Consider the following 11,968-nt stretch of genomic DNA (forward strand, 5'->3'; position numbering starts at 1 on the left):
GTCTGCTGACGGCCGCCCTGTGACGCACCTCGGATGCGCCGGCATCCGGGGTGCGTCACTCGACCCATGGCGCCCGCCAGTCAGACCGGGGAAGGCCGCCACGTGTCGGCGCGGTTCATGACAGCCCTGCGAACAGCCGACTACCTGAAAGCGCAAGGTCGCGACCGGCCGGTGCACCGTGCACCGTCCCCAGGGGGAAGCAGGTGCTCAGTGTCGTTCTCACCGCGGCCGTGGCTGGCGACAGTGAGGTACGAGGTCACCGCCGCAGGTGAAGTTCAGTAACCGAGCACCGTGTCGTGGGCGTGCCGACTGCGGCGCCTAGGAGAGTAACTTTGAGTAAACAGGCTGTCGTTGTGGGTCTCGGTGCCACTGGCCGGGCCATTGCTTCTTCCTTGCTGCAACGCGCGGACGTGGAAATCGTCGGAGCAGTGGACCTGGACCCCCGTGTGGCCGGTCAGGACCTCGGAATGCTGCTCGGTGGCGCCGCGAACGGTGTCGTCGTCGTGAGCGACCCGGCCGACCTGCCCGCCGCCGATCTCGCGATCGTGGCGACCGTCTCGGATCTGCACAGGGTGGCCGACGTCCTGCTGCCGTTGCTGGAGCGTTCGTACAACGTCCTGAGCATCTGCGAAGAGCTGGCCTATCCATGGCAGAGCCATCCCGGCCTGGCCCGACGGCTCGACGACATGGCGAAGGCGCATGGTGTGACTGTCCTGGGCAGCGGGGCGAACCCAGGCATCCTGATGGACACCCTTCCTCTCCTGCTGACCGCACTGACCCAGCGTGTGGAGAGCGTGCGCATCCGCCGACGGACGAACATGTCACGCTACGGCGCGATCCTGTCGAAGTTCGGCCTTGGTCTGACCATGCGCGAGTTCACGACGGCTCGCAGCCGGGGCGAAGTCGTCGGGCACTACGGCTTCGAGCAGGCCATCGGGGCCCTCGCGGCAGGGCTCGGATGGGACCTCGACTCGGTGGACGTGGGAGAGATCGAACCCGCTGTGGTGACGACTTCGCCCCGCGTCGGGGACCACATGTGTATCGAACCGGGGCAGATCGCGGCTGTCACTCATGCCGCCCAGGGCGTGCTCAAGGGCGAAGTGGTGATCGACCTGGAAATCATGTTCGGTTTCTTCGAGCCGGCCGATGAGGTGGCCGCGGGCGACGACTATCGGATCGTCGGCGAGGAGCAGGTCGTCGACCTCCGTTCTTCTGTGGGCTTCGATTCCTTCCTCAGCACGATCGCGGCGGCGGTCAATGCCTGCACCGCCGTCGTCGAGGCGCGTCCCGGTCTGCTGTCGATGGGGGACCTCCCGGCCCGCTCGGTCGCGGCCAAGGGTGAGCGACGAGCAGCCCGGGCCTCGCTCGGGACCAGCATGCGGCGCATGCCCCGCATGCCGTGACGCAGAGCACGAAGTAGCACAAGCACCCCTACCTGGAACGAAATTAGGACAGCATGAGGACCGACGGCACGAAATACATCAACTTCACCGGCTGGATCGACCGGCCGGACGACGTGCAGCCCGCGCTGGACGGCGACCTCACCTGTGACATCGCCGTCATCGGCGGCGGCATGGGCGGCATGGCGGCTGCGCTGCGCCTCGCGGAGCGCGACCAGGACGTGGTTCTGCTGGAGGCGGAGTTCTGCGGCTACGGCTCAGCCTCGCGCAACGGAGGTCAGATCGCCGGAGCGCCGGGTGGCGACCTGCGGATGCTCAGCCTCCAGTCCCCGAAGAAAATGCCCGTCATGGTCAAGCTGGCGGAACACGCGGGCCACTACGTGGAAGACCTCATCAAGACGCACGACATCGACTGCGACTACGTGGCGAACGGCCTGGTGTGGGGTGCTGTCTCACCCCTCATGATGCTCAGGGTGCGCACTCAGGCGGCGATCCTGCGCGCCTTCGGTGGGCGCGGGACTGTCGGCAGCAGAGAGGAACTCGGCATCCCTGCCGGCTTCGTGGGCGGTATGCGGGAATCCATCGGCGGGATGCTGAACCCGGGCAAGCTCGCTCGTGGTGTGCGTCGCGCGCTGCTCGCCTCCTCGGCCAAGGTTTTCGAGCAGTCGCGGGTGAGCGATGTCCGGCGGACAGGCCGCACCGTCGAACTCACGACACCGCATGGCACCGTGCGGGCCAACAAGGTGGTGCTCGCGACCAACGTCTACGGCGGCGAGTGGGACATCACGCCCAAGAACCTCGCGACACCGCTGTACGTCATCGAGATCGAGTCGGAACCCATCGCACCGGAGCGGCTCGCCGAGCTGGGCTGGACCAGCCGGTCCGGCATCATCACCCAGCACCAGTTGATGACCCACTACCGGCTCACCGAGCGCAACACCATCGTCTGCGGGGTCCGCCAGGCGCAGCGAGGCCCGGCCTTCCCGCTCTCGGATCGGGTCCCGGACCCCGTCGTCGTGCAGGACATGGGGAAGGATCTGGCCAATCGGTTCCCGTCGCTGTCCGACGTGGCCATCGAGCGGGCCTGGGGCGGTTGGATCGGCATCAGCCCGGACTGGCTGTCGATCGCCGGGCAGGTGGGTGACAACGTCTTCTACTCGATGGCCTGCAACGGCCACGGCCTCTGTCAGGTGCCGTACGTGGCCCATCAGCTCGCCGACTACATCGTCGACGGTGAGATGCCGGACGACCTCGCCGGCATATGGTCGGACGCCTCGAAGTACCCGCCGTCGATGTCGCTGCTGCTGCGGCCGCTCGTCCTCCGAGCCGTCTGGGGACTGGACCGGTTCAACGACTTCTTCAACGGCAGCAAGACGCTGGCCCGGCGGGCGCTCCGTCGTCGCAGGCGCGGGGACTCCTGAGGGTTTGGGTTGTGCCTGATCTGTGACATCACTCCTGGCACGGGCCTGACATCAGGTGAAGGGGTACGAGGGCGACCGACTCCTCGCGCCCGAACTGCCGTTGGTGCCACTGAAGTCGCGGGGTCGAGTGCGCTGAGCATGACTCAGGCCGGGCGCTTCAACGACGGCCATCCCTGGCTGACACCCGACCACGCCCGGCGTTCGCGGGGCATTGGCCTCGTTGGGACCAGAGTGACGTGGCGTGCCATGGCCCGGAGCTGCTGGACGCCGAGTTGCAGGCCTCCCGTGACGGGCGGAAACTGGTGGCATAGCACGCGCGCGCATGGATCGCCCGTTGAAACCGGAAGCGTCCTCTCCTCCGGGGAGACAACTTCATGCTCGGCACAGCAGTCAGCCATCTTTGACATGAAGAAGTCCTCGCGCCACGGCATCCCGAGGCGAACGTGCATGCCCTACAGGTAGTTGATCCCGTCAACCCTTTGCCGTGTGTCCGCACCCAGCATCGCGGGGACCGCGCCTTACGTTTCGTCGCAGGCGTCGACGGCTCGTACCGTCACCCGACGGACCGGCAGCACTGTTTTCCACGGGAAAGCCGCAAGTGGACACACGGGTCCCATGACGGCACGTGTACCACCGCCTGCGAGAGGCGCGAGCGTCGCGGATGAGGTGCGGTACCGCACCGATCGGAGCACATCCCATGACCGACGACATCCGAGGCTCCTCGCTCAGGCCCGTGGCCACGGCGCCCTGTGCGATCGTGCCACCGCATCTGCTCAACCGGCTCGCCCGGGCCGAGGACCCGTCTCTGAACGAGCCTGCCCGCCGCACCCTTGCGCTCGACGCGGCGCAGCGCGTCCAACGGAGGCTGACGGCCGAGATCGGCCCCACCGCCGCCCTGCCGAGGCGCGCCCCCGACCATCCCCTCCGCACCATCTGCGACGTCGAGCACCGCAGGGAGTTGCCCGGCAGGCGCATACGCGGAGAGGGTGAGGCCGACGTACCGGACACCACGGTCAACCACGCCTACGACGGCCTTGGTGCCACGTTCGACTTCTATCTCCGGACGCTGTCCCGCTTGTCCATCGACGGGTCCGGCCTCCCGCTGCACGCCAGCGTTCACTTCCAGGAGGACTACGACAACGCCTTCTGGGACGGCGAGCAGATGGTCTTCGGGGACGGGGACGGGCGCATCTTCGGTGACTTCACCCAGTCCCCCGACGTCATCGGCCACGAGCTCACCCACGGCGTCACCCAATACACCGCCAACCTGACCTACATGGGTCAGTCCGGAGCCCTGAACGAGCACCTGTCCGACGTATTCGGTTCCCTGGTCGAGCAGTACGCCAAGGGTGAGACGACCGAGGAGGCGAACTGGCTGATCGGAGAGGAACTGCTGCGCCCCGGAGTTCAGGGCGTCGCGTTGCGTTCGATGAAGGCGCCTGGCACCGCGTACGACGACGACGAGCTCGGCAAGGACCCGCAGCCTGCCCACATGGACGACTTCGTGCACACCTTCGCCGACAATGGCGGTGTACACATCAACTCGGGCATCCCCAACCACGCTTTCTACCTTGTCGCGACTCAGCTCGGCGGCCATGCCTGGGACGGCGCCGGGCGCATCTGGTACGACGTGCTCACCAGTGGCGAACTCGCCGGCGACGCCGACTTCACGTCGTTCGCACGGCTGACCGCGGACGCCGCCGACGCCTACGGTCCCCGGGAGCACGATGCGGTCCTGCTGGCGTGGGATGCCGTTGGCGTACCCACGCACGAGCTGAGTGGGGCGGTGTCCCGGTAGAAGCGCCCGCCTGCGGGGTCGGCGCGAAGCGCTTCCGCACCTTTGGCTGGGCACGCATCTCTGCCGACGCGGACCAGCAGAGTTCCTCGTCTTCCGTGTACGCCGTCCAGAGGCATCCGGGTGGTGATCCGGGTGATCACCACGGACGATGGTGTTCGAGTCCCGGCGCAGCACCAGGTCTCACGGTCCGCTGCGGGTGATCGGGTGCACCGCGACGCCGCCGCGAGGCAGGCGCCGCAGGAGGCAAGCCGGCAGGGGCTCGCCGGACGGCGCTCCACCCGTGCAGTGCCCCAGTGACGTTCGAAGGAGGCCCCCCTTGGGTCCAGTTGACGTGCGCCGGTGCCGACCAGTGGGACCGTGCACCAGCCGGCTCGGGCGGGTGTCCGGTCGCGTTCACCATCGGAGCGGACCGCGTACCCGCATCGGTCCGCGGCATCGGGAGTTGACCACGTGAAGGTTCCTCTTGGCGTCGGCTCCCGTCTGCGGACGCTGCTGGTCCCGGCGAGCGACAGGCGGTCACCGGTGACCGCGGCATTGATCCTGGTGGTGCTGCTTCTGACGGGGCTGCCACTGGGCTGGCTCGGCTTCGAAGACCTCGGCGGTGCCCTGACCTACGCGGGTCGTGTCACCGGTGCCATCCTCGTCCTGGTCTCGGTCACCACGCTGGTGGGCGCTTTAGCGGTCTGGGACCACTGGTTCCGAAACCGCATTCCCTACTCGGGAATGGTCGCGCTGACCGGCACGGTCGCGGCGTTCCTGACCAACGCCGCGCTTCTGCTCATGACGTTCAAGGACGTCGATTCCACGGCCTACCGGGTGCTGTGGTGCCTGCTCACGGTGGGCTGTGCCTGGGCTGTCTTCGCGGTGTGGCGGACATCCGTCGAGATCCCCGCTCCGAAGCGGGTGGCCGCGGCGGTGATCGTCACCGGGCTCATCGCAGTGGCGAACTTCGGCTACGAGCGTCTCTACCAGCCGTCCCAGCACGGTGTCAGACCCCTCATCACGATCACCGTGGGAAAACCTGTGCTGAGGGAGGACCGGAAGGCGTTCGCGTTGCCGGTCGACATCAGGGCCGAGAACCGCAGCGATGTGGGCTTCTACGTGCTCGGCACCGAGTTCCACGCCATGGGGGAACGCGTGTGGATGAGCGCGACGGACCGGAAGCGCGAGCAGTGGCGCGACGATGCCGAGAAGTGGCGCACGTTCCAGGAGACGCACCCGCTCTCCCGCCGGGAGGTCCAGCAGCCCGGCGAGTTGGTGGCAGCGCAGCCGTGGGCGCCCGCCGGACACTGGATCGAGCCGGGTGACACGTTCGTCAGCCAGACGGTCGTGCAGCTGCCCATGAACACGCCGTACGACCAGTTGGCGTTCTACGCCACCGGGAGCTTCGCACGCAAGGACAGACTCGGCCTGGCGCAGATGCAGCTGACCGGGTACTCCTATAGCGACGGCAAGGTGCCCGACTGGGTGAAGGCGACGAAGGACCGAGACAACGTCGTGTACCGCGGCCGGGTGTACGAGAACAACGCGATCGACGCGTATACCAGGGACGCCCGTTACGTCACCGTCTACTGGCAGTTCGGTGTGCATGGTGCCGGTCTGCTGCCGGCCATCAGGCGAAAAGGCGAGGAAAACCGTGTCAACAGCGAATCGGAAGACCGTGAGCTGGAGAGCCGGTACGGCATTGTCGACTCCTGGCAGGGCCCGATCGAACGGACCCTGTGGGATGTCAAGGACCGGAAGTGACGGGCACGAGCGTGCGGGAGCGCTGACCTGATCGCTCCAGCCACACCACCAGGGCGAGAGAGCTGTTCATACGATCCCAGGAGTATGAGTCCCCGATGCCGAGCTGCGCCTCTCGCACCGCCCGGCACAGCGTCTCGACGTCGAACATCTCCGCGATCAGCGGATGCCGCGCAGAGCGGCAGAGGTCGATGAGTTCGTCACCGTGTTTCCGCAAGCCGCGGGCGTAGAGCTCGTCGAAGGGGATCTTGACCGTGCGGCCGAGGATCCGGGGCGGGAGCAGATCCGCCATGGCTTCGCGCAGGACCGCCTTCGGGCGGCCCGGACGGAACGTGGCTTCGGCGGGGAGGCTGCGCATGGTGGCGACGACCTCCGGGTCGAGGAAGGGGTGTGAGAGAAAGAACCCGTCCTGCCGTGCGCGGCGCCAGGACAACGGGTCAGGAGCGGCGAAGTAATTGGCCGCGTCGTAGAGCGACTGTTCCGGCCGCCGCCCGAACACGAAGCGGCTCTCCGCGAGCGCGGCCTCGCGGTATCCGTGAGCCCGCGCGAAATCGGATCGCAGCCATCGGGGGCGGGCGAAGCTGCCGAGGCCGCCGAGCACGGTTCCGCGGCGGCGGATGAGCGTGTTGACCCGTTCGGCGGTCAGCGGCAGAGTCGGCTGCACCACGCAGGCGGAGACGACGTCCCGCAAGCCCCGCTCGCCGCCCGTGGCCCAGGCACGTGCCAGCTTCGTCATCTGCCGGAGCTGTCCTGTGCGGGCCAGCCTGTGCAGGTGAAGCGGGTTGGCGTCGGCAACGGGATCGGCCCCGCAGCCGGTCAGGAGGGTGTCGCAGCCCAGTTCCGCCGCGGCGGCGTGGAGCCTGCCCCAGAACGGGGCGCGGAAGGCGTGAGCATGAGGTTCGTCGGCGTCCCCCGCGTGGTGCCAGAAATCGTCGAAGTCGGCCACTTCATCGACGTCGACCATCATCGGGCGGGCCGCGGGCACATGACGGCGGATCGCCTCCATCGCCCCGTCGAGGTACGGCTGTTCCCCGACGAGTTCTCCTCTGCCGAAGCGTCCGGCAAGCAGGACCAGGTCCCCGGGGCGGTCCTGTTCCGCGGCCAGCAGACGTGCCGCGAGCAACGCCACGCTGGTGGAGTCGGTGCCGCCGGAGACATGACACGCCGTCGTCCTGCCCATACGGCGCTCGACAGCGTTCTCCAGCGCGAGGCGCAGCTCCTTCGCGGCACCGGTCAAGTGCGGTCCGTCTGCCGCAGGTACCGGCAGGTCGCCGCCCGCATGACGGACGTGTCGCGGCACCTGACCACGCATCTGTCCCGTGACCGAGAGCTCCACCACCTCGCCGCCGAGCACGCGGTGCACCCCGGTAAAGGGGGTGAGTTCCGAGTGAGGCTGTGCCGTGTTCCCGGTCAGGTACCGGCAGAAGTAGCGACGTTCCGGTTCCGCTCCGGCGCCCAGGTGGCGCGCCGAGGTACTCACCGCGCTCACACGGCCGCCGGACTCCCTGAAGAACAGGGGGATGCGCGCCTGCTCGTCCCGCATCAGCAGGATGCGGTCGCGGTACACCAGGACAGCCGCGTAGTCGCCGGTCGGCAGACGCGACGCGGCTCCCGGCCGGCCGAAGGTCTCGAGGAGCTGGCGCGCACCCGCGACGCGGTGCCGGACCGAGCCGACCCAGCCGGCGACCACCGCGGTTCCGTCATGGGAGGACACCGTCGTCACGAGCCCCTGCCCGGCCATGGCACCGGCCGCGGAGAGCTGCGGTGTGCTCCCGGCCCAGTCGAGGCGGAGTGCTTCCACGTCACTGGCCTCCGCCGCTGATCGAGAGAACCGGAGTGAACGCGTGCCCGCGCGGATCGGCGTCGGGGATGCACACGTCGGCCGAGGACGTCCAGGCATGCAAGGCGAACGGGTGCTCACGCGCGCCTACGTGGAGGACGGCTTTCAGACCGCGCCGACGCAGCAGGACGAAAGCCGTGACGGCCTCGGCCTTGCAGTCGTCGTTGACGAACCAGCTTCTGCGGCCGTGCGAGTGCACCGCCCGCTTCAGCGAGGCGAGGTCTGCCGGGGAAGCGGGATCTGCTCGGGCGTAGTCCGGGGCGGCGAGGGACAGGAGCCGGAGGACGCGCCCGAATCCGATGGTGCGGATCAGCAGATGCACTGCGTGCAGCCAGAGCCCGACCTCGATTGCGGAATGCTGCTTTTGGCGGCCCGCCGCCAGCCGGGCACGGGTGAGGCTGGTGACGAGCTCGGCGCGTTCCGCGGAGCCTTCGTCGGCGAGTTTTTGGATGTCCGCCGTCAAAATTCCGACAAAGCGCGTCCGCTTCCAGTCCGCGATCAGTGCTCCGCCGGACGTCCTGGTGACCCGGCAATGCGGTGACAGGATCCGCTCCATGGCCACCAGGGCGTCGGTGTCCTCTCCCACCGCACGTCCTCCAATGTCGCCTACCGCGGCAACCCTGCGGCGGACTCGGTTCGACTTGGACGCTGTGTCAGGAAAGGTATCCGTGACCGTCGTAGTGGCCGCCGCTGAAGCCTCGGATCAGACGGCCGTTGCCGAAAAGGACAAGCCCACGTGGCATACGACGCCGCAGCAGTCGGGCGAACATGGTCTACCTCCCGTTCGGGTAGCAGTGGTCGATTTCAGCCTACTCAGTGAGGAAAGCCCCGCAACCGGACCGCCGGAGACCGCGCCGCAACGGACGTCGTGGGCACTGGTTCCCCGTCAGGTTGTCGACCGCATTGGTTGACTCGCGCAGATGGGCAGCGCCCCGCCCGGACCGGTGGAAGACCCGCAAGCAGGCGTCGGCAGTGGCGCCGTGGGCAGTGCGTATTGCCGCTGATCCGTCCGGAGTCCGGAGGTGGATCAAGGTCTGGCGAACTCGACGAGGTGCCGGGCTGTGCCGGCCGGATCGATGATCTGGTGGAGGTGTGCGCCGGGCAGGTGTGCCACACGCCAGCCGCGTTCGCCCGCCTGGTCGGCGAGGTCGTCGTACGGAGGGCCGAACAGCAAGTACGAGCAGGGATGGTCGTCCCAGCCGCCGGGGACCGGGATGTGCTGTTCGTAGTAGGACAGCGGCAGGGTGGGCTGCTCCTCGATGACTCGCTGCCGCATCGTCGGATCGGTGAACATGGGTGCGACGTCTGCCTCGTCCCACCAGTCGGTCCAGCGCGGCAGCCTGCCGTTCACCGCCATCGGGCGGAGGAACTCCAGCAAGTCGGGGGTGGCGACAGGGGTCGGTCCGGACGGGGCCGGCAGCGCGGCGTCGACGAAGACGGAGCTGGTCACTGGATGGTCGAGGCCCGAGCGAATCGCCGGGAGGAACAGGCCCGCGTTGCTGTGTGCCACCAACACGACGGGACTGTCGGCCGGGACCCGTCGAAGGTCGGTGCGTACGGCGTCGACGACGCGGGGCCAGAAGGGCGGAGTGCCGTCACCTACGTGCAGCAAGGAGGGCACCCGGACCTGGTAACCGGCCGTCGTCAGGTGTTCGGCCACGGGGTGCCAGGTCGAAGGGCCTACGGACGGGCTGTGCACGAGAACGAAAGTCGGCTGCATGGGACGATCCTGTCGCTCATGCCCGCGGAGGCGCGGCAGTCTTGGCTGACAGCAGAACGCATCGCTTCGAAGAGGCTCACGCGCCACGCCCTGCCCCCCCGCCGCTCACGGCCTGGGCAATAGGGGTGCGGTCGGCCGAGCTGGGGTGGTAGGCAAGCGATGTGACAGAGAGTCTTGAGTTTCCCGCCCTGCTGCGACTGATCGACGAGCGGTCGGCCGCGTTCCGGAATGCGGTTGCGGCCGCGCCCGGCCTTGATGCCCCGGTGCCGTCCTGCCCCGAGTGGACGTTGTTCGATCTGGTGCGGCACCTGGGCACGGGCCAGCGCTGGTGGGCCGCGATCGTCGCCGCGGGCCCGGCCGAGGCTCCGCCGGCCAAGGACGCCGGGGAGGTGCCGCACGATCTCGAGGCGCTGCTGGCCTGGTACGCCGAGTCGAACGAGCTGCTGCTGAGTGCGCTGCGCGAGGCCGGTCCGGAGCGCGAGTGCTGGGCGTGGTGGAGCCTCGGCGTGTCGCCGGCGAACGCCTGGGGCGTCGCCCGGCGCCGGGTGCACGAGGTGCTGGTGCACACCTACGATGCCCAGCTCGCCGCAGGCGCCGTACAGCCGATGCCGGCGGACGTAGCGATCGACGGCGTGGCCGAGTTTCTCGACACCTGCAACTCCACCCCGGCTGCCTGGCCGCACGAGGCCGCCACCGTCCACTACCACGCCACCGAGGGCCGCTCCTGGCTTCTCGCGCTGGACGCCACCGGCGCCTGGCCGGCACCCCTCACCGACCACGCCGGGCCCGCCTCCGCTTCGGCCACGGGCACGGCCGAGCAGCTGCTCCTCTTCGTCTGGGGCCGCCTCACGATGAGCGACCTGAAGATCGAGGGCGACCAGCGGGTGTTCGAGCAGCTGATCGCATGGGAGCCCGAGGAGTAGCCGGCCGGAACCGACACCGTCAGGGGCATCTGCAGCGCTTCCATTGCCGGTTCGGGACCCGGCCCGGCGTGGCCGCCCCTTCACTCACGGCGTGGACGTCCACAGGCGATGCGACCCCTCCGAAGCCGGGGCCACGCCCAGACGCACGCTCACGGCCTCACTGACGGCTCTCCCGGTCCCGCAGCCATTGTTCGAACTCGGCGGCGACGATGCGTTCGTCATGGACGCCGGCTGCCTCGTCGGAGGCCAGCCAGACGACGGGCGGGCCCATCACCTCGGGACTCAGGAACCCGTGCCCCTCGCCGGTGACGTCCTCGGGCAGCATCCCGGTGACCGTCGCGCCTCCGGGAAGCAGGACGTTGACGGTGACGCCCGTGTGCCGCAGGTCGGCCGCCATGATGCGGGACAGCGCCTCACTGCCGGCCCGCGAGGGTCCGTAGGGAACGAAGCCGGCGCGCCGCATGGTCGAGTGATTCATCGAGATGTTGACGATGCGGCCACCGCCGGCTGCCAGCATCCGTGGGGTGATCTCGCGGGCGACCAGGAAATAGCCGGTCAGGTTGGTGTCGACCACCGCGCGGAAGGCGTCGGGCGCCACCTCCCAGAAGCCCTGCGGCTCTGTCATGAAGCGCGGGTTGACCGTGCGCATGCCGATGCCGGCATTGTTCACCAGCATGTCGACGCCGCCGAGCCGCATCCAGGCTTCGTCGACGGCCCTGGCCACGGACGACTCGTCCCGCACGTCCATCTCGACGCCGATGGCCCCCGGCAGACCCGCCGCGACGGACTGCGCCCGCTCGCCGGACCGCCCGGTCAGCGCGACGGTGGCTCCCGTCGCGGCCAGGGCGGAGGCCATGGCGAGTCCCAATCCGCTCGTCCCGCCGGTCACCAGCACCTTCATCGGATCACCTCTGTCCTGAGAACCGGCCTGGCCGGGTCTACGGTCGTGCTCGCCGCCGCGTTCTCGCTCGCCCTTCGCGACCGTTGTTCTCGGTGGCAGGGCGTATCCGCGGGCGGAGGTCCGTGTCCGGAACTCTAGGCATGGGAGCGCACTTGAAGTCGAGCCACGGGGGCTGACCGGGCTCGTTGGAGTGACATGCCCGAGGTCGTACGGGTGGGGCGG

General features: G+C 68.7%; 10 protein-coding genes. 6 read left to right on the forward strand and 4 right to left on the reverse strand.

All coding sequences use genetic code 11. The annotated features are described in order from the left end of the window. The first annotated feature begins 332 nt into the window (after positions 1 to 332). From CCN33_RS04095 to CCN33_RS04110, 4 genes are all read left to right on the forward strand, one after another. Complete coding sequence (locus tag CCN33_RS04095) at positions 333 to 1,403, forward strand: dihydrodipicolinate reductase (protein ID WP_244173622.1); 1,071 nt, start codon at positions 333 to 335, stop codon at positions 1,401 to 1,403. A gap of 53 nt (positions 1,404 to 1,456) precedes the next feature. Continuing rightward, positions 1,457 to 2,821 (forward strand): NAD(P)/FAD-dependent oxidoreductase, encoded by a 1,365-nt coding sequence (locus tag CCN33_RS04100; RefSeq protein ID WP_086691182.1) that lies wholly within the window; start codon positions 1,457 to 1,459, stop codon positions 2,819 to 2,821. 697 nt (positions 2,822 to 3,518) lie between these two features. Further along, on the forward strand, positions 3,519 to 4,619 hold the full coding sequence (locus CCN33_RS04105) for a M4 family metallopeptidase (protein WP_086691184.1): 1,101 nt from the start codon (positions 3,519 to 3,521) through the stop codon (positions 4,617 to 4,619). 450 nt (positions 4,620 to 5,069) lie between these two features. Beyond that, positions 5,070 to 6,365, forward strand: a complete 1,296-nt coding sequence (locus tag CCN33_RS04110) for a hypothetical protein (protein WP_244173624.1) — start codon at positions 5,070 to 5,072, stop codon at positions 6,363 to 6,365. Here the strand turns inward: CCN33_RS04110 and CCN33_RS04115 are convergent. Beyond that, positions 6,349 to 8,163 carry an asparagine synthase-related protein gene (locus CCN33_RS04115; protein ID WP_086691186.1) on the reverse strand — a complete coding sequence of 605 codons (1,815 nt, stop codon included), beginning with the start codon at positions 8,161 to 8,163 and terminating at the stop codon, positions 6,349 to 6,351. The two genes, CCN33_RS04110 and CCN33_RS04115, sit on opposite strands and share 17 nt — an antisense overlap. Position 8,164: 1 nt before the next feature. Beyond that, positions 8,165 to 8,788: a lasso peptide biosynthesis B2 protein gene (locus tag CCN33_RS30910; RefSeq protein WP_244173626.1), complete on the reverse strand. Its 624-nt coding sequence runs from the start codon at positions 8,786 to 8,788 to the stop codon at positions 8,165 to 8,167. 82 nt (positions 8,789 to 8,870) lie between these two features. On the opposite strand from CCN33_RS30910, the gene CCN33_RS31820 reads away from it, so the two are divergent. Next, a complete protein-coding gene (locus CCN33_RS31820) occupies positions 8,871 to 9,113 on the forward strand; it encodes a hypothetical protein (RefSeq protein ID WP_167387766.1) in 243 nt (80 codons plus the stop codon). 116 nt (positions 9,114 to 9,229) lie between these two features. On the opposite strand, the gene CCN33_RS04125 is transcribed toward CCN33_RS31820, so the two are convergent. Continuing rightward, a complete protein-coding gene (locus tag CCN33_RS04125) occupies positions 9,230 to 9,922 on the reverse strand; it encodes an alpha/beta fold hydrolase (RefSeq protein WP_086691187.1) in 693 nt (230 codons plus the stop codon). Between the two features lie 161 nt (positions 9,923 to 10,083). Here CCN33_RS04125 and CCN33_RS04130 point away from each other — a divergent pair, with 161 nt between their 5' ends. After that, complete coding sequence (locus CCN33_RS04130; RefSeq protein WP_086691189.1) at positions 10,084 to 10,845, forward strand: maleylpyruvate isomerase family mycothiol-dependent enzyme; 762 nt, start codon at positions 10,084 to 10,086, stop codon at positions 10,843 to 10,845. Positions 10,846 to 11,002: 157 nt separating this feature from the next. On the opposite strand, the gene CCN33_RS04135 is transcribed toward CCN33_RS04130, so the two are convergent. After that, entirely contained in the window at positions 11,003 to 11,746 is a 744-nt protein-coding gene (locus tag CCN33_RS04135; RefSeq protein ID WP_086691191.1) for an SDR family NAD(P)-dependent oxidoreductase, read from the reverse strand. Positions 11,747 to 11,968 lie beyond the last annotated feature (222 nt).

It is taken from the genome of Streptomyces recifensis (genome assembly GCF_002154615.1).
Classification (GTDB): Bacteria; Actinomycetota; Actinomycetes; order Streptomycetales; family Streptomycetaceae; genus Streptomyces; species Streptomyces griseoluteus.

Excerpts from the sequence above, each read along its gene's own strand:
- CCN33_RS04100 (WP_086691182.1), top strand. The coding sequence starts at position 1,457 with ATGAGGACCGACGGCACGAAATACATCAACTTCACCGGCTGGATCGAC.
- CCN33_RS04105 (WP_086691184.1), top strand. The coding sequence starts at position 3,519 with ATGACCGACGACATCCGAGGCTCCTCGCTCAGGCCCGTGGCCACGGCG.
- CCN33_RS04125 (WP_086691187.1), bottom strand. The coding sequence starts at position 9,922 with ATGCAGCCGACTTTCGTTCTCGTGCACAGCCCGTCCGTAGGCCCTTCG.
- CCN33_RS04135 (WP_086691191.1), bottom strand. The coding sequence starts at position 11,746 with ATGAAGGTGCTGGTGACCGGCGGGACGAGCGGATTGGGACTCGCCATG.